This window comes from Rothia sp. LK2588, from assembly GCF_040946465.1.
Lineage (GTDB): Bacteria > Actinomycetota > Actinomycetes > Actinomycetales > Micrococcaceae > Rothia.
Map to the genome: position 1 here is coordinate 181724 of NZ_JAYWLS010000001.1, position 20266 is coordinate 201989.

Below are 20266 nucleotides of genomic sequence, written 5' to 3' on the forward strand. Positions count from 1 at the left end.
CATGGCTTCCATTGACTTTTCAGCAGAGATTAAAGAACTTCGATCGACGTTTGCCTCCATCGAGGAGGTCAGCGACGTCGAGGAGCTCAAGTCTGCCATCGCCGAGCTCTCCGAGGCCGCCGGAGCCCCCGACCTGTGGGATGACCCCGAGGCCGCCCAGAAAGTCACCTCGGCGCTGAGTCATAAGCAATCTGAACTGGAACGCCTGAAAACCATCGAAGAGCGCATCGATGACCTCGAAGCCATGGTGGAGCTGGCCGAAGAAGAAGACGAAGCCGATCTACTCGATGATGCCGCATCGGAATTGGCCGACATCCAAGCGAAGCTGGCCGAACTCGAGGTCGTCACATTGCTTTCGGGCGAGTACGATGCCCGCGAAGCGGTCGTGACCATTCGCTCCGGCGCCGGAGGAGTGGACGCTGCTGACTTCGCCGAAATGCTCCAACGCATGTACCTGCGCTGGGCTGAGAACCACGGTTACCCGACCACGGTGATGGATACCTCGTACGCCGAAGAGGCCGGCCTCAAATCCACCACTTTCGAGGTCAAAGCACCCTACGCCTTTGGGCGGCTTTCCGTCGAAGCGGGCACTCACCGCCTCGTGCGCATCTCGCCCTTCGACAACCAGGGCCGCCGTCAGACGTCCTTCGCAGCGGTTGAGGTGATCCCGCTGATCGAGCAGACCGACTCGATCGAGATCCCTGAATCCGACCTCAAGGTGGACGTCTTTCGTTCGTCGGGCCCCGGTGGGCAGTCGGTGAACACGACCGACTCGGCCGTCCGCATGACTCACCTTCCCACCGGGATCGTGGTCTCAATGCAAAACGAAAAATCACAGATTCAAAACCGCGCCGCCGCGCTACGCGTGCTCCAGTCCCGCTTGCTCCTGCTGAAGAAGGAACAGGAAGACGCCAAGAAGAAGGAGCTTGCCGGGGACGTCAAGGCCTCCTGGGGTGACCAGATGCGCTCGTACGTGTTGAACCCCTATCAGATGGTCAAGGACCTCCGTACTAACTACGAAGAGGGCAACCCTCAGTCGGTACTCGACGGAAACCTAGATGCCTTCATCGATGCCGGAATTCGCTGGCGCGCCTCATCACGAAACACCGAGGACTAAATCATGGCTACCAAGAAGAAAACCGCGACCGACCCGAATAACCACACCGTCGCGTCCAACCGCCGCGCGCGCCACAACTACAACATCGTGGAGACCTACGAGGCCGGTATTCAGCTGCTGGGCACCGAGGTGAAATCGCTGCGCGACGGCGGTGCCTCGCTGACCGATGGGTTCTGCCAGATGTACAACAACGAGCTGTGGCTCGAAGGCATCCATATCGCCGAATACGGCCGCGGCTCGTGGACGAATCACGAGGCGCGTCGTCGACGCAAGCTGCTGCTTCACCGCAGCGAGATCAACAAGCTCGCGCAGAAACTCAAAGAAACCGGTTTCACCGTGGTCCCGTTGAAGCTGTACTTCAGCAATGGACGCGCCAAGGTCGAGATCGCGTTGGCGACGGGTAAGCGCGAGTACGACAAACGCCACGCTTTGCGCGAGCGTCAAGATAACCTAGAAGCAGCTAGGGCAATGCGCTATAAGAACCTCGGGTAACGGTACCCCGTCACTCACACCACACCTGAAGAAAGGGTAATGCACATGGCAAGCCACGGATCTTATCCCGCGCCGCAGCCGCGCGACAACGACCCGCAGAACGGCTCCTGGTCGAACACCAACGGTGCGTCCCAGGGCGGTAGCGACAACTACGTCTACAATCCCAACTCCACCTACCAGCAGGGTCAGCCCGCTAACGGCCAGAACCCCTACGCCCAGCAGTCCTTCGGCCAGCCTTCCCCGTACAACGGTTACAACCAGGGATACCCTGGGGCCCCCGCGCCGCAGGCACCGGGGCGCGGCCTAGCGATCGCCTCCCTGGTGCTGGGTATCTTGGCGATTCTCGGCGGGCTTTTTGCCCTCGGATTGATCCTGGGCATCATCGGTTTGATCCTGGGCATCGTCTCCTTGCTCAAGGCCAAAAAGCGTCCCGGTTCTCCCAAGGGCATGGCCATTACCGGCATCATTCTCTCGGCGCTGGGCACCCTCTTGGGCATCCTGGGATTGATCTTCTGGATCTTCGTGTTCAACCTGGGTATGGACGGCTTCCGCGAATGTGGTCACCTGGTAGACAACCAAACCGAGTACCAACAGTGCGTTGAGGGCTGGGCCAACCAGAACGTCTAAACTCAATCTTGTCAGCGCCGGGCCAACGGGTGTATATTTAAGGATCCGTTGACCCGGCGCTTTTTATACCGGCCGGCGGAAGTTCTTTGATAAAAGAATAATGGGGATGATCGGTTTCGACGATGTGAGTTGAGACAGGTGAAGCGTGCCGAGGATGCAGAGGACACTCGTTAATACCCTCTGTAAAACAATAAGTGCAAAATCTAAGCGCACTGACTTCGCACTCGCTGCCTAAGCGCGAGTCCAGTCTGTTGGCCTGAGTTCGCCTTTGACTCAGTTACCAGCATCAGCTTAAAAGGCCACTGCTTCACTTCCTCGTCGTAGGGGAGTGAGGGACTTTTATACGAATAGGTTCGGCGGCATATGTGTTTACGCAAGTGCCGGAGCCGAAAACACCGCAGCGTAAACTGCGCACGGAGAAGCCCTGACGAATCCACATCGGACCGGGGTTCGATTCCCCGCATCTCCACTTTGATCTGAGGCTCGAATCCCTCGGACATCAGCAAGGCCCGCACTGACTAGTCAGTGCGGGCCTTGCTTTTGTTGTCATACCTTCTTAGAGATCATCCGGTCCGTCGACCATCTCACCGATGATGTTGGATGCGACTGAACCCTTGCCGCGGGTCTCTATCGCTCCCAAGACCAGCTTGTGGATTTTGGCGTCTTCCAACACCTCGAAGCTGGTTAGCTCGTCGGCTTCGGTGATGACCTTCTCGACCGTAGCGCCGCCGAGCACGAAGACGCCTGCGCTGATCTTATCGGGGGTGCCGGGGGGGGGGGGCGATGCCGCCGTCGGTGACGATGGTGCCGGTTTCGATCAGATCGGCGGTGAAAGAGCCACCGGCCAGCTTGCCTTCGCGGTCGGTGTAACCGTCGACGAACACGCCGGAGCCACGCACGGGGGTTTCCTCGGTTCCGACGTTGATGCCCTTGAGGGTGGCGGTGAATTCCGAGGAGCTATCGGGGTTGCGGTTCCAGAGGGTGAAACCGTCCTGGAGTACGTCGACGCCGAAGCTGTAGGTGTGCTCTACGCGGCCACGGACGTCCGCGCGGCGTACGAAGACCTGGTCGGCTTCCACGCGATGGAATTAGTTTACACGTAAACTAATTGAATAAGCTGCTAACCGCTCTGGAAAGATCCTGTGGATTATGAGCAATGCGGGGGATGTGCACAGTGTGATTGAATGAGAACAACATTCTCAGCGAGAGCCTCACGCACAACGAGAAGGGATAACCCATGGGCGCCCCGTATCTACCTGAATCGACCGCGGCGCCGCGCCAAGCACCGGCGTCCTTCATTGCTGTTCCCTCGGCCTACGACCGCGGGTATGGGCGCCCCTCGCTGGACGTGCGCGGACAAGGCTACTATCTCGCGGTGGGGTCTATCGCCTCGGGAATTTTTGCGCTCGCCTCCACACTGATGTTTTTCGCCTTCAGCGGCCTCAGCGCCATCCCCGCGATCATGGCGATCGTCTGCGGAGTCATGGGATTACGCGGAGCCGACCGGCCGCAACCCACGCCGTTTAGTTCACGAGCGAAGCAATACTCGTGGTGGGGTATCGTCTGCGGCGTGCTCACGCTCATCACCATCATCGGGTTCGTGACCCTCTTCGGGGTGCTGACCCTGCTGGCGTAGGGAAGCAACCCGGTCTTACCAGCACGGCCGGCTCGGGCCGGCGTCCTAGACGGACACATCCCCCAGATAACTCATGGCCTGGTCGTGCAACAGGGCGTTGCTCGCCAAGGCGTTGCCCCCGTGGGGGCCGTCCTCTCCGCTCAACGAGGTGAACTTGCCGCCCGCTTCGGTCACGATCGGCACAAGCGCAGCCATGTCGTAGAGGTTCAGCTCGGGTTCGGCGGCGATGTCAACGCTTCCCTCGGCGACCATGCAATACGACCAGAAGTCGCCGTAAGCGCGGGTGCGCCAGACCTGATCCGTCAGCTCGAGGAACTTCTCGCGACGACCGAGTTCCTTCCAGCCGGTCATCGAAGAATAGGACAACGAAGCGTCCTCGAGACGGTCCACCTGAGACACCGAAATGCGCTTAGCCTGCGCCAATGAGCGACCGGTGTAGGCGCCACCGTCTTCAATACCCCACCAACGGCGATTCAGGGCCGGTGCGGAGACCACGCCGACCTTGGGCACATTGTTCTCGACCAAGGCGATAAGGGTGGCCCATACCGGCACGCCGCGCACGAAGTTTTTCGTGCCGTCGATAGGGTCGATCACCCACTGTCGGTTGGAGGAGCCGGACTCACCGAATTCTTCGCCCAGCACCGCATCCCGGGTACGTACGCGGGAAAGCTGCGCTCGGATCAACTGCTCGGCCTCGCGGTCCGCGTCCGTCACCGGTGTGAGATCGGGCTTTTGGTCCACGCTGAAATCCTGGGCCTGGAAACGCTGCAGCGTCTGCCGGTCTACAGAGTCGGCAAGGATGTGGGCTAGGCGGAGATCGTCGGTGTAGGGGTTTGCGCTCATCATCGTTCTCTCAATCGTTCTCGAATCGGGGAGGGCGGGGAATCTAATCGACGACCCCGAGCACCTTGTCTGAGTCAGTGTCGAAATCTTCTTCCACACCGAGCAACTTTCGCAGCGACATCAACCGCGCCGGGCCTGCCGGGCCGGCATGACCTGCCTCGACGTAAGCCGCGATGCCGCAATCCTCTGCGGTTGATGCGTGGGAGCAACCCTTGGGGCAGTCGCTGGAACCCGCGACAAGATCGGAAAAGGCCGCGACGATGGTGTCCTTTTCGACGTGCGCCAAACCAAAGGAGCGAATACCCGGGGTATCGATGATCCAGGTGTTGCCCGATGCGGATTCAGAACGCAACGCCACGGCAGAGGACGACGTATGGCGGCCCCGTCCGGTGACCGCATTGACGTGCCCGGTATCGCGAGCGGCTCCGGTCAGCGCGTTGACCAACGTAGACTTGCCGACCCCCGAGTGACCCAGCAACACCGAAACCTCACCATCGAGCAAGTCTGCAATGGCCTTGACCCCGGGGGAGCTCAAGCCGGCAGAACCTGTCTCACTCGGGGCCAGCCCGTCGCTGGAAGCAGACAGCACGATCTTGAGGCCTGTATCGGCATAGTAATCGAGCAACGTCTGCGGATGTTTGATGTCTGTTTTCGTGATGCAGAGCAGGGGCTCGATGCCGGCGTCAAAGGCCGCGACGAGGGAGCGGTCAATGAACCCGGTGCGCGGTTCGGGGTTCGCCGCGGCGACCACAATGATGAGCTGCGTGGCGTTGGCGACGACGACTCGCTCATAGGGGTCGGTATCGTCAGCACTGCGACGCAACAGCGTGGCGCGCTCTTCGATGCGTACCAACCGGGCCAGAGTACCTTCCTGACCGGAGGTGTCTCCGACTAGCCCCACCAGATCGCCCACGACGACCGGATTGCGGCGTAACTCCTTTGCTCGCACCGCGGTGACGGTTCGCTCGGCGTTCGTGCCCTCACCGAGAACGGCCCTATAGCGGCCCCGGTCTACGGTGATGATGCGGCCGATCTCCGCGTCCTCATAGGTCGGGCGGTCCTTCGTCCGTGGCCGCGAGCCCTTCTTATTGGGCCGAACCTTGACGCCGTACTCGTCCCAGTTACTCCGCGCCATGGTCGGTCTCCTCCTGCACGAACTGGTCGAGCATAGATTGCCACATCTCGGTAAATCCCGGCAGGGTCTTCGCGGTGGTCGCCACGTTTTCCACAACAACATCGGGTACGTGCAAACCGATCACGGCGGCGGCCGTCGCCATGCGGTGGTCGTCGTAGGTGCGAAAGAGCGCACCGTGCTTCACGGGAGAATCGATGCGCAGACCATCTGCGGTCTCGCTGGCCTGCCCACCGAGCCTGTTGATTTCGCTGACCAGGGCGGCTAAACGGTCGGTCTCGTGCCCGCGCAGATGCCCGATACCCCGCAGGACGCTGGGGGAGTCCGCCAGCGCGCACAGAGCGGCAACCGTGGGTGCGAGTTCGCCCGCCTCGGAGAGGTCGATATCGATACCGGGGTATCCGGACGCGGCGCCGCCAGCGGGGCCCGTGACGCGCAGGGCATGCCGATCTTCGGTGACGCGAGCGCCGAATCGGGGCAGAATCTGCCGCCACTGGTCCCCGCCCTGAGTGGTGGTGCTCGGCCAGTCGGCGATGGCTACGGTACCTCCCATCACCACGGCGGCCGCGAGGAACGGGCCGGCATTGGAGAGGTCGGGTTCCACGGTGACCTCAAAGCCGGGGAAGGCCCCGGGGGCGACGCGCCAGGCGGTGTCTTCCAGCGTCGTCACCTCAATGCCTACCTCGCGCATGACCTCCAGCGTCATCTGCACGTGAGGCATAGAGGGAATGGCCGCGCCCACGTGGCGCAGGGTGACGCCCCGTTCAAAGCGAGCTGCGGCCAACAACACCGCGGAGACAAACTGCGAGGAGGCCGAGGCGTCGATGTGGAGCTCCGGCTGCAGTACCTGGCCGGTGGAGTGCATGGTGAAAGGCATGGCCGACCGGTTGTCGTCATCGACGGTGACGCCCAGGTGACGCAACGCGTCGATCACCGGCCCCATGGGGCGTTTGCGTGCGTGGGGATCACCGTCGAAGGTGATCTCACCCGGTACTAGCGCGGCCACTGGCGGCGCAAAGCGCATGACGGTACCGGCCAGGCCGGTATCGATAGCCAGACGCCGGGGTTTCCGGAGGGCGGGTGAGGAGAAGTCGATGGGTTCCACCACGATGTCGGGAGTTACCTCGTCAGCTTGCTCTACATAGCTAAAGCGGGCCCCCAGCTGTTCGAGAGCGCCGATCATCAGTTGCGAGTCGCGTGAAAGGAGAGGGCGCCGAATCCTCGACGGTGAATCGGCCAGGGCAGCCAGCAACAAGTATCGATTTGTGAGGGACTTCGATCCCGGGATGTGCAGATGCGCCAGACCTTTTGGCGGCTCTGCGAGAGTGGGCGCCGGCCAATCGCCTGTCTGGAGTTCACGCTGTGTAGTCAAAATACTCGTTGTACCTTCTCCGACGTGGGTAGACTGTGGTCTATTTTACGCATAAGAACGGCGCCCGGCGATGTCACCGGGCGCCGCTATCTCAAGCATTGAACCTTTAGAGGTGCAGCAGATCTTCAGTCTTGGCCTGTACCTCACCGGCAATCTTGCCGGACTTCTTGGCGGCCTGCGAAGTCAGCTTGTTAGCGCGCCAGATCAGTGAGGGGTTTCCGTCGGTGTCTACAGCGGCCAGAGCGATAGCACCCAGCAGAGAGGTGTGTGCCAGTGCCTTCGAGTTACGAGCCTTCTTCTGCTCGTCAGTCTCTGCCTTGGTGGCCTGGAAATCGATGTAGGAGTTGATAGCACCGGATGCCAACAGGGCCGCGGCGGAGAGGCGCGGAGCCTTACCGAAAGCGAACATGGTGCCTGCTACAACCTGGACGCCGGCCAGGGCCTGGCCCACGAGGCGTTCCTGACCGCGCAATACGGCCAGCTGCGGAGCCGAGTGGGCAGCCATATCAACGGCCTTAGCGATGTGGACGTTCGAGTCGGCGTCCTGCAGGCGTTGCAGACCGGACGCGATGAAGCTTGAAGCCAGCACGGGACGAGCGAGGCGACGTACGATGGACATGATTCCTCCTGACCCTCGCGCGGGTGGCAAAGGGCATCGTTAGATAATTCTTTCAAAGACTATCGTAAGCACACTTCCAGAATAATCGGTAATAAGGCCAGCAGTGTTCCACTGAGAACTTCCGGGGAGCTAGCACGATGGGTGCGAACCAGGTGGAATAAAACCAGGAGTGAAGCGTTATGCTGTGATGAACACACAGAGCTCTATGTCTGCGCCCCACCCCGAGGCGCGGGGCATGAGCGGAAGTTCAAAGTCACGATAAGGATAGAGGGCACCTCATGACAGAATCGGCGGCGGCCGTGACGGCCGATGCCACCGGTGACCAGCAACCCGTGGATCCGTCCCAGGAGTCTGCGGCGCAGCGTAGTGCTCGCTTCGAACGAGAAGCGATGCAGTATGTTGACCAACTCTATGCCGCGGCCCTGCGGATGACGCGCCACCCTGCAGACGCAGAAGACCTTGTGCAGGAGGCCTATACCAAGGCATTCTCCGCCTTTCACCAGTACCGTCCCGGTACCAATCTCAAGGCGTGGTTGTACCGGATCCTGACGAATACGTACATCAACCTGTACCGCAAGCGGCAGCGCGAGCCGCGTCAGGCCCATACCGATACGGTTGAGGACTGGCAGCTGGCGCAGGCGAGCTCCCATGACTCTGTGGGGTTGCAATCCGCAGAGTCTGAGGCCCTCGACCACCTGCCAGACGACGACGTGAAGCAGGCGTTGTTAGACCTGCCCGAAGATTTTCGGATGGCCGTGTATTACTCAGATGTCGAGGGTTTCTCTTATAAAGAGATCGCCGAGATCATGAATACGCCCATTGGAACCGTGATGTCACGGTTACACCGCGGGCGAAAACTACTGCGTGACAGGCTTCAAGATTACGCAAGAGATCGGGGAATTAACACGTCACATTCAGCAAAGAGCACCACGAAGGGATAGCAGATGACTTGGGACGATACCACTGAAAACCCCTGTAACCAGAAGTTGGGGAGCATCTACGAATACCTGGATGGAGCGCTTTCCTGCGAAGACCTCAAGGAGCTGAACGAGCACCTCGCCTCCTGCGACCACTGCGCTCGCGAATATGATCTGGAGAAGGTCATCCGCGGGCTCATGAAACGTTGCTGCTGCGAGACGGCCCCGCAAGACCTGAAAGCTAAGATCCGTCAGCGTATCGATGAGATCAAAAACGCTGAGCATCCGGCGGCGTCCTAGCGGTTAAACAAACAGGCCCTGAACCATAACGGTTCAGGGCCTGAAAAGTATTCAAGGTACCTTATGCGTTGGGGCGCTTACCGTGGTTAGCGCCCTTCTTACGACGGTCCTTGCGCTTACGACCGCGCTTGCTCATGCGAGCCTCCTTAGTTTCGATCGGTCTCGACCCTACATGAATCGAAACTGATAACGAGCAGTCCCAAAGAATTTGAGACACTGCCATTTATTTTTACACACTTAGACACCTAATGCACACCGAGAGTGGCCAAGGCGACGTGAAAAAGAACCCATTCCCCATAACGGGGCTGCAATTTAGACCGGTTCCGGCAGGTTGAGCCAGTTGTACCAACCACGGTGCAAAACGAGCCAGGCGATCAGGCCGTAACCCGACTGCCCCGGACGTCCGTCGTTGGCCGCCAGGTCATTGCGCCACTGTTCGTGGTGAAGCAAGGGGTTGAAAGTGTCTACATAGACGTGGTTGCGGCGGGTCACGACGTCGGCGTAGGCGGCGTTGAGATCCGCGATGCGGCGATTACGTTCGGTGTCTAACGTCGGGGGAGGGCCAACCACCAAAACCTTGATGTTGTTCTGCGAGGCCATATCGACGATGTTCGCCAGGTTCAGGCGGCTACGGGCGCTCGAGATGTCCAGATCGATATCAAGGGTCGAGGGGGCGATCACCAGCCGGTTCTCGCAACCCTGCCCGAAGCGGCGGGTCGCCTCGTCGAACCAGCGAGCATTCAGTAACTCGCTACCTTCACCGGGTGCGGCGAGATTGTAGGCGGAGATCGAGGCGGTGTTTTGAGGCGTACGGGCCATCACACGTCCGAACCAACCCAACGCGCGCGGATCGCCCGCGCCGGCGAGCAAATCATCACCTACTGCTACAAGTCGAATGTATCGCTGATCCACAAGAATCTTTCTGTTCAATAGCTGGGTGGGCGCCGAAACAGCTGACCCATCGTTCTCTCTAGGTTAAAGGATAAACTCTTTGTCCACGAACTTCCCGACTTGACCGGGAGAGTCACGGTGGCTATCCGCTCTTCTTAGACAACCGTGCCGTGGTTCCGGAACGACCGGAACCACGGCACGGCGGGTGAGGTCATCGGCTTACTTGTCGAAGACCTCGGCGATGAGCGACTCGAGTTCTGCGTTGTGACGCTTGCCCGTGCCGGCAGCCGGTGAAGCGGCCTCCTGACGCGAGGCCAGGCGGAACTTCGTGTCCAGATTCATGAACAGGCGTACTGCCATGAACGGCCACTGACCCTGGTTGGCGGGCTCGTCCTGTGCCCACACGAAATCGGTGGCGTTGCTGTACTTGGCCAGCTGCTCCTTGATCTCGTCTTCGGGCAGCGGGTACAGCTGTTCAACGCGAATAATCGCGGTGGTCTTGTCGTTCGACTTCTTTCGCTCCGCCTCGAGATCGTAGTAAAGACGACCGGAGACGAACACCACGCGCTTGACCTCGTCGGCGTTCAGGTTGCCGGTGTCTCCCAGCACGGGCTGGAAGCTACCCTCGGTGAAGTCCTCGATGGAGGAGGTCGCTGCCTTCAGACGCAACAGCTGCTTCGGGGTGAAGACCACCAGCGGCTTGTGCGGCCGCGAGTGAGCCTGACGGCGCAACAGGTGGAAGTAGGACGCCGGGGTCGAGGGGACCGCAACCGTCATGTTGTTCTCCGCACAGAGCTGCAGGTAACGCTCCTGGCGTGCCGAGGAGTGGTCGGGACCCTGACCCTCGAAACCGTGAGGTAGCAACAGGACCAGCGAAGAACGCTGTGCCCACTTCTGCTCCGCCGACGAGATGAACTCATCGATCACGGTCTGAGCACCGTTGGCAAAGTCACCGAACTGTGCCTCCCAGAGTACCAGCGAATCGGGGCGTTCGACCGAGTAGCCGTATTCGAAGCCCATCACGCCGTACTCCGACAGGAAGGAGTTGTAGATGCTGAACTTCCCCTGGTGTGCAGAGAGCTGGCTCAGCGGCGAGAATTCCAGGTCGGTGTTGATATCGTGCAGGATCGAATGACGCTGCACGAAGGTGCCGCGCTGAACGTCCTGGCCGGTCATGCGCACATCCTTGCCCTCGATGAGCAGGGAGCCGAAGGCGATGAGCTCGCCGAAGCCCCAGTTGATGTCACCGTTGATGGCCATCTTCTGGCGCTGGTCTTGCAACTTTGCCAGCTTCTTGTGCGGGGTGAAGCCCTCGGGGTAGTCCACCATCGCTTCGCCCACGGTGCGGATGACCTCTGCCGAAATCGCGGTGCTCTCGGGCACATTGACTTCGTCTTCGCCCTGCTGAGCGAGTGGGCGCTCGATGTTGGACACAGCGGCGGCATCGGCGGTGACCAGCGGAGCGGTAGAGGTAACAGCCTCGTGGGTCTCCTTGAAGATCTGTTCCAGGCGCTGCTGATAATCCTTCAGAGCGCGATCCGCTTCGTCTTGAGTGATGTCTCCACGGCCGACAAGAGCCTCGGTGTACAGCTTACGAGTGGAGCTGTGCTGGTCGATGGTCTTGTACATCTTCGGCTGGGTCATCGACGGATCGTCGGCCTCGTTATGTCCGCGACGGCGGTAGCACAGCAGGTCGATGATGACGTCCTTGTTGAACTTCTGGCGGTACTCGAAGGCCAGCTGACCGGCGCGCACCACGGCCTCGGGGTCGTCCGCGTTGACGTGGAAGACCGGCGACTGGATCATGCGAGCCAGGTCGGTCGAGTACGTCGAGGAGCGGGCGTCGGTGGGGGAGGTGGTGAAGCCAATCTGGTTGTTGACGATGATGTGCAGGGTGCCACCGGTCTCGTAACCGGGCAACTGCGACATCTGTAGGGTCTCCATCACGATGCCCTGACCCGCGAAGGCGGCGTCGCCGTGCACCAGAATGGGCAAGACGGGGAAGCGGCGCTCCACGCCTTGCTCGGCGAGGGTATCTTGCTTCGCGCGGACGATGCCCTCGAGAACGGTGTTCGCGGCTTCCAGGTGAGAGGGGTTAGCAGCCAAGTAGACCTGGGTCTGGTTGCCGTTGTCTGAGGTGAAGGTGCCCTCGGTGCCGAGGTGGTACTTCACGTCGCCGGAACCACCGGTCAGACGGGGATCCATCTCGCCGTCGAACTCGCGGAAGATCTGTGCGTAGGACTTGCCAGCGATGTTGGTCAGCACGTTGAGGCGGCCGCGGTGCGCCATACCGATACCCACACCGTAGAGGCCGTCGTCCGCTGCCTCGGAAATCACGGAATCCAACAACGGGATGAGCGACTCGCCACCCTCCAGCGAGAATCGCTTCTGGCCGAGGTACTTGGTCTGCAGGAAGGTCTCGAAGGCCTCGGCGGCGTTGAGCTTGCCGAGAACACGGAACTGTTCCTCGCGGGTCGGCTTCGTGTAACCGTGCTCGAGCTGATCCTGGAACCAAGCGCGCTGTTCAGGATCTTCGATGTGCATGTACTCCACACCCATGGTGCGGCAGTACGCTTCACGCAACAGGTTCAAGATGGTGCGCAAGGAGAGGAAGTCGGCGTCGCCGAATCCTCCGGTGGGCCAGTAGCGATCCAGGTCCCACAGCGTCAGACCATAGTTCTCAAGACGCAGGTCAGGGTGGGAGAGCATGGCGTAACCCAGCGGGTTAGTCTCGGCCACCAAGTGACCACGCACGCGGAATGCGTGGATGAGCTGCTGGATGCGGGCAACCTTGGAGATCTCGGTGCCGGGATCAACCTGGTTGTCCTTGGCCCAACGGGTGGGCTCGAAGGGAATCCGCAGATCCTTGAAAATCTCGTCGTAGAAATCGTCGCCACCGAGCAGGTAGTGCTCGATCTGCTTCAGGAACTCGCCGGATCCTGCACCCTGGATCACGCGGTGGTCGTAGGTCGAGGTCAGCGTGATGATCTTGGACACGGCGTGGCGTGCCAGAGTCTTTTCAGACGATCCGCTGTATTCGGCCGGGTAAGTCAGCGCGCCGACGCCCACGATGCATGCTTGACCCTTGGAGAGACGAGGTACGGAATGGATGGTGCCAATGCCGCCGGGGTTGGTCAGCGAGATGGTGGTGCCGCGGAAGTCTTCGACACCCAGCTTGCCCTCACGGCCACGCTTGACGATGTCGTCGTAGGCTTCCCAGAACTCCACGAAGCTCAGCTCCTGAGCACCCTTGACGTTGGGTACCACCAGGTTGCGGGAACCGTCGGGGCGCGGCAGGTCGATAGCCAGACCGAAGTTAATATCGGCCATGTGCTTGGCAACCGGCTTGCCCTTGTCGTTAGTGCCGTACAGCACGTTCATCGAGGGGATGGCTGCGGCCGCACGGATTACGGCGTAACCGATGATGTGGGTGAAGGAAACCTTGCCGCCGCGAGTGCGCTTGAGGTAATCGTTGATCGCGGTGCGGTTGTCGATCAAAAGCTTGGCGGGGACGGCGCGAACTGTGGTTGCGGTCGGAACCTCCAAGGATTCTTCCATGGTGGTGACGACAGCCTTGGCGGGCCCACGCAGAACGACTTCTTCGTCTTCTGCGGGCAGATGGGGCTGATCGCTCTTGCGCTCCTCGCGAGCTGCCTTCTTCGCTACCTCGGGCTGTACCGCAGGGGCGTTCGACTCCACGTTTTTCTCCTCGTCGGCCGCGGTATCGGCGTTCTTGGCCACCTTCGGCTTGGCCGGCGCCATCTTGGCAGCGGGCTCGGTGCGGGCGATGGACTCAGCGGTATGAGTGGTGTCGCCGGCGGCGGCCGAGCTGCTCTTCGAGTTATTCGACGAGCCGGAACCGGAGGAATCCTTCGACGTCTCGGAGGTGGAAGCTTCACCGTTGGAGCTATCCATCTTTTCGAAGACGGGCCACCACTTCTTGTCTACCGAGTCCTTATCGTTCTGGTACAACTCATATAGCTCTTCAACGAGCCATTCGTTGCCTGCAAACTCTTCCGGTATCTGATGATCTGGCTGTTGGGGCACTCTCTGTACGCCTCTTCCATCTTTGAATCGTTGCTGTGCTGGATTTCCGGCGCGCGGCTTTAACGTCGGTGTAAAGCGGCAGAAGTTCAGCAATATTCTTTTCTGACTTTCGACCGTGATCAACACGATGAACGTCAGTAACTTCACATCAGTCTAGTAAGCTCTCCGCCCATGTTCCAGCCGCCGGACGGGGCAAAGACACGGATTTTCTGACAGATCGTCACGAGTTAGGGTTATTTACACCATTTTGAACAATGATTTGCAGTGTAAAGCGATTCGGAGTCGGCTAAGCGGCAAACTGGATTTCACGGAGGGCGAGATTTTTGCCGGTTCTCGGGCAGAGATGTCTCGGGGGCTGAGTGGGCCAATTTTGGTAAGGTTCTAGCTATGGATGACCATCAAAGTTACCTTTTCATACCCCCTAGTTTGTCAATGGCCGAGTGGACGGTGACGGCCTAGTGGAATGGCTGTTATTGCTCGCCGGCATCATACTCATTCTCGGCACGGGGTTCTTCGTGGCCGTGGAGTTCTCACTGGTGGCATTAGACCAGTCCAGCGTTCAGAATGAGATCAACAACGGGGATCAACGGGGTGAGAAGGTACTTGCGTGCCTGAAGTCGCTCTCGACCCAGCTTTCCAGTTGCCAGATCGGCATCACGATTACCACCTTGTTGACCGGTTACACCCTGGACTATGCGATTCAAGATATCGCAGTGGGCACGGTCTCCAGTTGGGGATTGCCAGAAAGACTGGCCTCCGTGCTCACCCTCGTGCTCGCTATGGGCATCGCGACTCTCCTCTCGATGATCCTCGGTGAGCTCATCCCCAAGAACTGGGCTATCGCGGAGTCGTATCGGGTCGCACGAACCTTGGCCCCCTACCAATTGCTCTTTACTAAAGTCATGGGGCCGGTGGTGAAGATTATGAACGGTTCGGCCAACAAGATCCTCCATCTTTTTGGAATGGAGGCCAAAGAAGAGCTTTCCGGCGCGCGCTCTCCCGAGGAGTTGTCGTCCATGGTGCGACGCTCGGCCGAACAGGGCACCCTTGATTCAGATACTGCGCGTTTCGTCGATAAGACTCTCTCGTTCAGTGAACTCACCGCGGCGGACGTCATGACGCCTCGTCGCAAAGTCATCATGTTGGAAGACACCGTACCGGTGACCGAGGTGATCGAGGTTGCGCGCGCTACCGGTTATTCACGCTTCCCGCTGTACCGCGAGGATCAAGATAACGTGGTCGGTGCCGTACACATTAAGAAGGCCATCAGTGTTCCGGTGGACCGCCGCGCCACCCTGGAGGCCGGCATGCTCATGGAGGACGTCATGCAGGTGCCAGAAACGGTTCACCTGGACGCCCTGCTCATGCAATTGCGCGAAGGTAATCTGCAGCTGGCCATCGTCCTCGACGAATACGGTGGCACCGCGGGCATGACCACGCTGGAGGACCTCGTCGAAGAAATCGTCGGTGAAGTGTCCGATGAACACGAGTTGGCCGGGGTCGAGGAGCGTCCGCTGATGCTCGGTACCGGCGACTGGGTCTTCTCCGGGCTGTTGCGCCCCGACGAGATCAACGAGTCCATCGACGTCATCGACGAAGAGGAAAACGCTCCCTACGAGACGATGGGCGGGTTTATGATGGACCGTCTTGGCCGTGTGCCAGAAGTCGGCGACGTCGTGCCGATCGAGGCCGGGCGCCTTCGGGTGGAGGCCATGGAGTCTCGCCGCGTTGATCGCATTCGGTTTATACCCAACCCCTCTGAGTTAGAGGTCGCTATCGAGAAGGCAGGTTCGTACCGAGCATGAACGATTGGGTAGCAATTTCATTACTTGTTGTCCTCCTCTTGGGCAACGCATTCTTCGTCGCCGGCGAATTTGCCATCATGTCCACGCGTCGTTCCCAGATCGAGCCTCTGGCTGATGCAGGGAACAAGCGGGCCAAGACAACCCTGTACGCGATGGAGCACGTCTCGCTCATGTTGGCCACCTGCCAGCTGGGTATTACCGTGTGTTCGCTGTTGATCCTCAACGTCTCGGAACCGGCTCTGCATCACCTCATGGCTGGGCCGATGGAGCACCTGGGCGTTCCGATGGCAGTGGCAGATATCGCGGCCTTCTTGTTCGCATTAGTGCTGGTAACCTATCTGCACGTGATCTTCGGCGAGATGGTTCCGAAGAATGCCACCGTGTCGCTGGTGGGGCAGGGCATCGCTCTTTGGATTGCGCCTCCGCTGGTGCTCATCTCGCGGGTGCTCAAACCGATCGTCTATGCGCTGAACTGGCTGGCCGATCATACTTTGCGCTTGATCAACATCGAACCCAAATCTGAGGTTTCTTCGACCTTCACCATCGACGAATTGCAGTCAGTGGTTGCGGAATCGACGGCCGAAGGTACGGTGGACGACGGTTCCGGTGTGCTTTCGGGAGCGTTGGAGTTCTCGGAGAAAAACGCTGAGGAGATCATGGTGCCCCGTGACGCTCTGCAGACGCTGAGCTTCCCTTGCACCCCACTGGAGCTAGAGCGGCTCGTGGCCAAAACCGGTTACTCGCGATTCGTGGTGGAGGACGCCCGCGATGGCACCTACATGGGTTATCTGCACGTCAAGGACGCGCTGAGCTTCAGCGGTGAACGTCTCGAGCGACCTATTCCGTGGAGCAAGTTGCGCCAGATGTCGATCGTGCGACCCGAGATGGATATCGATGATGCGTTGGCTATCATGCAGCGCAACCGCACGCATATTTCGCACATCGTTGCCGCAGACGGATCCTCGGTGGGTGTGCTGTTCTTGGAGGACATCTTGGAGCAGTTGGTCGGTGAGATCAAAGACACCACCCAGGAGCAGGTTCGACGCCGGGAGGCGGCTTCGGTGAGGACGGCCAGCGCGTCCTAACGCGGTATCCACAACCCAGCTGAGGTGCGACGACGTCGTCTGGTTTCGACCGGGCGGCGTCGTCGCCGATTAACAGGAAGACTTCTTTTTGCCTTAAGGCTTACAATGGCAGTATCTTTAGTGAGAATCGTTTGCAGTTTCATGTTGGGAGTTTGTCATGCATAAATCTCTGCGCGCCGTCGCCGCGCTCTCTATCGGTGTTTTGGCTCTGGCAGGTTGTTCGAATGGGGAAGATACCAACGCCTCCTCGGACCAGGCGGGTAAGAACGGAGTCATTAAGGTGGTGACTACCACCGATGTCTATGCAGACGTGGTCAAGCAGATCGGTGGCGATAGCGTAGAGGTCACCCCGATCATCAACTCCACTTCGCAGGATCCCCACTCCTACGAGGCCTCGGCTGCTGACCGTCTGAAGGTCAAAGACGCCAACCTGGTGGTACTCAACGGTGGCGGGTACGACAAGTTCCTCGAAGATATGGCCGGAGTAGACAACAAAGACCAGAAGGTAATCTCTGCAGTCAAGGCTTCGGGCTTGCTCAGCGATGAGGAAATCTCAGAACTTTCCGGTGCACACGATCACGGTGATCACGGTTCCGAACACTCCCACGAAACAGACCATGATCACGCCGGCCACGACCACGGATCGCTCAACGAACACGTGTGGTACAGCACCGAGGGTATGAAGAAGGTGGCTGAAGAGGTGGCACACGACCTGGGTGAGGTCGACGCTCAGAACAAGGATAAATACCAAAAGTCTGCAGAGGACTTCGGCCAGAAGATGGATCAACTGACCCACGACACTGAAGCGATCAACGGCGGCGGCAAGCAATTTATCTCTCCCGAACCTGTTCCCAACTACCTGCTGGAAACCGCTGGGTTCGAAAACGCAACTCCCTCCGACTTGGCTGAAGCGGTAGAAAGCGAATCTGATATCGCCCCGCTGACCATGCAGGAAACAAAACAAGAACTGCAACACGGTGACGTGAAGTTCTTCGGTTACAACGAACAGACCACCACTAAGCAGACCGACGAACTGTTGCAGACCGCGAAGCAGAACAAGGTGGCCACCGCGTCGTTCACTGAGACCCTGCCCGAAGGCAAGAACTATGTGCAGTGGATGACAGAGAATGTGGAGAACGTCAAGAAGGCAGTAGCCTAGTATCCATGACGTCATCCGTTACCGCCTCCACCCCCGCCGCGATCTCGATCTCCGGGGGTGGACTCTCTTTTGGTGAACGCACCCTCTGGAGCGATCTCAACCTCGATATCCAACAGGGGGAGTACTTTGCTGTGCTCGGCCCCAACGGTTCTGGCAAGTCGACCTTCCTCAAGGTCATCCTGGGACAACTGGGTCTCTCGACGGGTACGATTCAGGTGCTCGGAGGGCCGGCGCGAGCCGGCAACCCGGGGGTGGGATACATCCCGCAGCAACGTGCGCTGGGAACCAACACTCCGTTGCGAGCCCGCGACCTCGTGGGCCTTGGCTTAGACGGCCACCGCTGGGGCATCCGGTGGAACCGGCGCCACCATCGAGCCAAGGTGGATGAACTCTTGGAGGCGGTGGGCGCGTCCGACTATGCCAAGGTGCCGGTGGGCCTGCTCTCGGGCGGTGAGCAGCAACGGTTACGCATCGCGCAATCCCTGGCCAATGATCCCCGGATTCTCTTGGCCGACGAAGCGTTGCTTTCCTTGGACCTGCACCATCAATACGGTGTATCCGAGCTGATTCATCGCTACCACCAGGATCACGAGGCGACCGTCATCTTCGTGACCCACGAAATCAATCCCATCATCGACCACGTCGATCGCGTACTGTACCTTGCCAATGGCCGCTTCACCGTGGGTACCGTGGACGAGGTCATGCGGTCTGAGGTGCTCAGTGAGCTCTACCAAACGCCTGTTTCCGTGATCAAGACCAACGGTCGTTACGTGGTGGTCGGCGGAGACGAGAACGCGCCCGCCCCGCTGGACGGGGGAGACCTCACCCATTCCCACTGCCATGAGGAGAACATCTAGTGCTACACCAGGGCATGTTAGCGTTGACAGCCGCCGAGTTCTTCGACAAGGTCTTTGTCTTCGACCGCTACGGGGAACTCCTTCACCTGCTTTATCAGTCGATTATCGCCGGGGCCATCCTGGGCGTCATCGGTGGTTTCGTGGGCGTGTTCATCATGATGCGCGACCACGCCTTCGCGGTGCACGGCGTGGCAGAAATGTCTTTTGCCGGTGCGGCGCTCTTCTTGCTCTTAGGCCACAACGTGATCACCGGTTCGCTGGTGGGTTCGATTGTCTCGGCGGTGCTCATCGGTTTGTTGGGGGTCAAGAACCACGAATCTAATTCGGTGATCGGCGCCCTGATGCCTTTCGGTCTTGGCTTGGGCATTCTCTTTTTGTCGATGAACGAGGGACGCTCCGCGAACAAGTTCTCGTTGCTCACCGGCCAGATCGTTTCGGTGGATGAGTCTCAGGTGGGCAATATGTTCATCGGCGGGGTCATCATCATCGCAGCGTTGGTCGCGATGTGGCGCCCCTTGACCTTCGCCTCCCTCGACCCCGAGGTGGCTCGCGCCAAGGGTGTACCGATGCGCGGGCTGTCGCTGGCTTTTATGGTGGTCTTGGGTATCGCCGTGGCCCTGTCCGTGCAGGTGGTCGGCTCCCTGCTGGTGCTGGCGCTTTTGATCACCCCGGCAGCCGCGGCGTTGCAGGTGACCGCTTCACCGGTGAAGTCTTTGGTGCTCTCGATCGTATTCGCTGAATTGTCGATCGTGGGTGGCATTCTATTGGCCCTGGCGGGATCCCTGCCGATCAGCCCCTACGTAACCACCATTTCGTTCATGATTTACCTGGTGTGCAAGGTGGTCGGTGCGGTACGCCGCCGCCACAGCGCTTCGGGACGCCGGGTGCGGCGTGGCGCGGAGGCGGCGCCGGAGAAGCGCCCCGCCTCGTCCGCTATCTAAGTTTGCGCTGGCAGTCGCTACAGATGCCGGTTACTTCAATGACGTGCTCGATCTGCGCGAAGGAATGTTGCTCTCCGACTTTCTGAGCCCATTCCTCGAGGTCGGGCACGTCGAGTTCTACCGCGGCTCCGCAGGAGCGACACAAAAGGTGATGGTGGTGGTGTTCCACCAGGCATTGCCGGTAGATCGCTTCACCCTCGGCGGTCTTCAAGACGTCCACCTCGCCGGCATCGGCAAGAGACTGCAGAATGCGGTAGGTCGTCGCCAACGAGACAGACTCTCCGCGAGACCCCATGAGCTGGTGAAGTTCCTGGGCCGAAATAAAGTCTTTGAGTGACTCCAGGGTGGCGATGACAGTGCGCCGTTGCTTGGTGTTGCGAACTTCAGGCTTGCCATCATTTTTAGGGGCAGTTGTAGACACGCTGG

General features: G+C 59.7%; 21 protein-coding genes and 1 other RNA gene. 12 read left to right on the forward strand and 10 right to left on the reverse strand.

Annotated elements, in window-relative coordinates; genetic code table 11:
- Window position 1: 1 nt before the first annotated feature.
- From prfB to ssrA, 4 genes are all read left to right on the forward strand, one after another.
- The gene (gene prfB / locus VVR12_RS00775) at window positions 2-1117 is read left to right on the forward strand and encodes a peptide chain release factor 2 (protein ID WP_368549216.1); all 1116 of its coding nucleotides are present in this window, start codon (window positions 2-4) and stop codon (window positions 1115-1117) included.
- 3 nt (window positions 1118-1120) lie between these two features.
- A complete protein-coding gene (gene smpB / locus VVR12_RS00780) occupies window positions 1121-1609 on the forward strand; it encodes an SsrA-binding protein SmpB (RefSeq protein WP_368549217.1) in 489 nt (162 codons plus the stop codon).
- 45 nt (window positions 1610-1654) lie between these two features.
- The gene (locus VVR12_RS00785; RefSeq protein ID WP_368549218.1) at window positions 1655-2236 is read left to right on the forward strand and encodes a DUF4190 domain-containing protein; all 582 of its coding nucleotides are present in this window, start codon (window positions 1655-1657) and stop codon (window positions 2234-2236) included.
- Window positions 2237-2338: 102 nt separating this feature from the next.
- Window positions 2339-2708: a transfer-messenger RNA gene (gene ssrA / locus VVR12_RS00790) on the forward strand.
- 84 nt (window positions 2709-2792) lie between these two features.
- Here the strand turns inward: ssrA and VVR12_RS00795 are convergent.
- Window positions 2793-2972, reverse strand: coding sequence for a hypothetical protein (locus tag VVR12_RS00795; protein WP_368549219.1), 180 nt, complete (start codon window positions 2970-2972; stop codon window positions 2793-2795).
- Window positions 2973-2991: 19 nt separating this feature from the next.
- On the reverse strand, window positions 2992-3315 hold the full coding sequence (locus tag VVR12_RS00800; RefSeq protein WP_368549220.1) for a hypothetical protein: 324 nt from the start codon (window positions 3313-3315) through the stop codon (window positions 2992-2994).
- 158 nt (window positions 3316-3473) lie between these two features.
- Between VVR12_RS00800 and VVR12_RS00805 the strand changes: the two genes are divergently transcribed.
- The gene (locus VVR12_RS00805; RefSeq protein WP_368549221.1) at window positions 3474-3872 is read left to right on the forward strand and encodes a hypothetical protein; all 399 of its coding nucleotides are present in this window, start codon (window positions 3474-3476) and stop codon (window positions 3870-3872) included.
- 45 nt (window positions 3873-3917) lie between these two features.
- On the opposite strand, the gene hisN is transcribed toward VVR12_RS00805, so the two are convergent.
- The 4 genes from hisN to VVR12_RS00825 all read right to left on the reverse strand — a co-directional run bounded on the left by hisN (window position 3918) and on the right by VVR12_RS00825 (window position 7838).
- The gene (gene hisN, locus VVR12_RS00810; RefSeq protein ID WP_368549222.1) at window positions 3918-4718 is read right to left on the reverse strand and encodes a histidinol-phosphatase; all 801 of its coding nucleotides are present in this window, start codon (window positions 4716-4718) and stop codon (window positions 3918-3920) included.
- 40 nt (window positions 4719-4758) lie between these two features.
- Entirely contained in the window at window positions 4759-5850 is a 1092-nt protein-coding gene (gene rsgA, locus VVR12_RS00815) for a ribosome small subunit-dependent GTPase A (protein ID WP_368549223.1), read from the reverse strand.
- The gene (gene aroA, locus VVR12_RS00820; protein WP_409349862.1) at window positions 5837-7219 is read right to left on the reverse strand and encodes a 3-phosphoshikimate 1-carboxyvinyltransferase; all 1383 of its coding nucleotides are present in this window, start codon (window positions 7217-7219) and stop codon (window positions 5837-5839) included. Before aroA ends, rsgA begins: the two co-directional genes overlap by 14 nt.
- Before the next feature lie 106 nt (window positions 7220-7325).
- The gene (locus VVR12_RS00825; RefSeq protein ID WP_368549224.1) at window positions 7326-7838 is read right to left on the reverse strand and encodes a DoxX family membrane protein; all 513 of its coding nucleotides are present in this window, start codon (window positions 7836-7838) and stop codon (window positions 7326-7328) included.
- 278 nt (window positions 7839-8116) lie between these two features.
- On the opposite strand from VVR12_RS00825, the gene VVR12_RS00830 reads away from it, so the two are divergent.
- Entirely contained in the window at window positions 8117-8779 is a 663-nt protein-coding gene (locus VVR12_RS00830; protein WP_368549225.1) for a sigma-70 family RNA polymerase sigma factor, read from the forward strand.
- Between the two features lie 3 nt (window positions 8780-8782).
- Entirely contained in the window at window positions 8783-9055 is a 273-nt protein-coding gene (rsrA, locus tag VVR12_RS00835) for a mycothiol system anti-sigma-R factor (RefSeq protein WP_368549226.1), read from the forward strand.
- A 61-nt stretch (window positions 9056-9116) separates the two neighbouring features.
- On the opposite strand, the gene VVR12_RS10545 is transcribed toward rsrA, so the two are convergent.
- From VVR12_RS10545 to VVR12_RS00845, 3 genes are all read right to left on the reverse strand, one after another.
- On the reverse strand, window positions 9117-9191 hold the full coding sequence (locus VVR12_RS10545; RefSeq protein ID WP_370513275.1) for a 50S ribosomal protein bL37: 75 nt from the start codon (window positions 9189-9191) through the stop codon (window positions 9117-9119).
- 176 nt (window positions 9192-9367) lie between these two features.
- Window positions 9368-9967, reverse strand: a complete 600-nt coding sequence (locus VVR12_RS00840; protein ID WP_368549227.1) for a GDSL-type esterase/lipase family protein — start codon at window positions 9965-9967, stop codon at window positions 9368-9370.
- A gap of 198 nt (window positions 9968-10165) precedes the next feature.
- Window positions 10166-13993, reverse strand: coding sequence for a multifunctional oxoglutarate decarboxylase/oxoglutarate dehydrogenase thiamine pyrophosphate-binding subunit/dihydrolipoyllysine-residue succinyltransferase subunit (locus tag VVR12_RS00845; protein ID WP_368549228.1), 3828 nt, complete (start codon window positions 13991-13993; stop codon window positions 10166-10168).
- 458 nt (window positions 13994-14451) lie between these two features.
- On the opposite strand from VVR12_RS00845, the gene VVR12_RS00850 reads away from it, so the two are divergent.
- The 5 genes from VVR12_RS00850 to VVR12_RS00870 all read left to right on the forward strand — a co-directional run bounded on the left by VVR12_RS00850 (window position 14452) and on the right by VVR12_RS00870 (window position 19840).
- Window positions 14452-15798 carry a hemolysin family protein gene (locus VVR12_RS00850; RefSeq protein ID WP_368549229.1) on the forward strand — a complete coding sequence of 449 codons (1347 nt, stop codon included), beginning with the start codon at window positions 14452-14454 and terminating at the stop codon, window positions 15796-15798.
- A complete protein-coding gene (locus VVR12_RS00855; RefSeq protein ID WP_368549230.1) occupies window positions 15795-16883 on the forward strand; it encodes a hemolysin family protein in 1089 nt (362 codons plus the stop codon). The genes VVR12_RS00850 and VVR12_RS00855 overlap by 4 nt, the downstream gene beginning before the upstream one ends.
- A gap of 157 nt (window positions 16884-17040) precedes the next feature.
- Complete coding sequence (locus VVR12_RS00860; RefSeq protein ID WP_368549231.1) at window positions 17041-18042, forward strand: metal ABC transporter solute-binding protein, Zn/Mn family; 1002 nt, start codon at window positions 17041-17043, stop codon at window positions 18040-18042.
- 5 nt (window positions 18043-18047) lie between these two features.
- Window positions 18048-18899 (forward strand): metal ABC transporter ATP-binding protein, encoded by an 852-nt coding sequence (locus VVR12_RS00865; RefSeq protein WP_368549232.1) that lies wholly within the window; start codon window positions 18048-18050, stop codon window positions 18897-18899.
- A gap of 14 nt (window positions 18900-18913) precedes the next feature.
- On the forward strand, window positions 18914-19840 hold the full coding sequence (locus VVR12_RS00870; RefSeq protein ID WP_368549922.1) for a metal ABC transporter permease: 927 nt from the start codon (window positions 18914-18916) through the stop codon (window positions 19838-19840).
- Here VVR12_RS00870 and VVR12_RS00875 read toward each other — a convergent pair.
- Entirely contained in the window at window positions 19833-20261 is a 429-nt protein-coding gene (locus VVR12_RS00875; protein ID WP_368549233.1) for a Fur family transcriptional regulator, read from the reverse strand. The genes VVR12_RS00870 and VVR12_RS00875 overlap by 8 nt on opposite strands.
- Window positions 20262-20266: the final 5 nt, after the last annotated feature.

What these genes read in the sequence shown, in the direction of transcription:
- prfB (WP_368549216.1), top strand. Translation starts at nt 2, where the DNA reads ATGGCTTCCATTGACTTTTCAGCAGAGATTAAAGAACTTCGATCGACG.
- smpB (WP_368549217.1), top strand. Translation starts at nt 1,121, where the DNA reads ATGGCTACCAAGAAGAAAACCGCGACCGACCCGAATAACCACACCGTC.
- VVR12_RS00785 (WP_368549218.1), top strand. Translation starts at nt 1,655, where the DNA reads ATGGCAAGCCACGGATCTTATCCCGCGCCGCAGCCGCGCGACAACGAC.
- VVR12_RS00805 (WP_368549221.1), top strand. Translation starts at nt 3,474, where the DNA reads ATGGGCGCCCCGTATCTACCTGAATCGACCGCGGCGCCGCGCCAAGCA.
- hisN (WP_368549222.1), bottom strand. Translation starts at nt 4,718, where the DNA reads ATGATGAGCGCAAACCCCTACACCGACGATCTCCGCCTAGCCCACATC.
- rsgA (WP_368549223.1), bottom strand. Translation starts at nt 5,850, where the DNA reads ATGGCGCGGAGTAACTGGGACGAGTACGGCGTCAAGGTTCGGCCCAAT.
- VVR12_RS00825 (WP_368549224.1), bottom strand. Translation starts at nt 7,838, where the DNA reads ATGTCCATCGTACGTCGCCTCGCTCGTCCCGTGCTGGCTTCAAGCTTC.
- VVR12_RS00830 (WP_368549225.1), top strand. Translation starts at nt 8,117, where the DNA reads ATGACAGAATCGGCGGCGGCCGTGACGGCCGATGCCACCGGTGACCAG.
- rsrA (WP_368549226.1), top strand. Translation starts at nt 8,783, where the DNA reads ATGACTTGGGACGATACCACTGAAAACCCCTGTAACCAGAAGTTGGGG.
- VVR12_RS00855 (WP_368549230.1), top strand. Translation starts at nt 15,795, where the DNA reads ATGAACGATTGGGTAGCAATTTCATTACTTGTTGTCCTCCTCTTGGGC.
- VVR12_RS00860 (WP_368549231.1), top strand. Translation starts at nt 17,041, where the DNA reads ATGCATAAATCTCTGCGCGCCGTCGCCGCGCTCTCTATCGGTGTTTTG.
- VVR12_RS00865 (WP_368549232.1), top strand. Translation starts at nt 18,048, where the DNA reads ATGACGTCATCCGTTACCGCCTCCACCCCCGCCGCGATCTCGATCTCC.
- VVR12_RS00870 (WP_368549922.1), top strand. Translation starts at nt 18,914, where the DNA reads ATGTTAGCGTTGACAGCCGCCGAGTTCTTCGACAAGGTCTTTGTCTTC.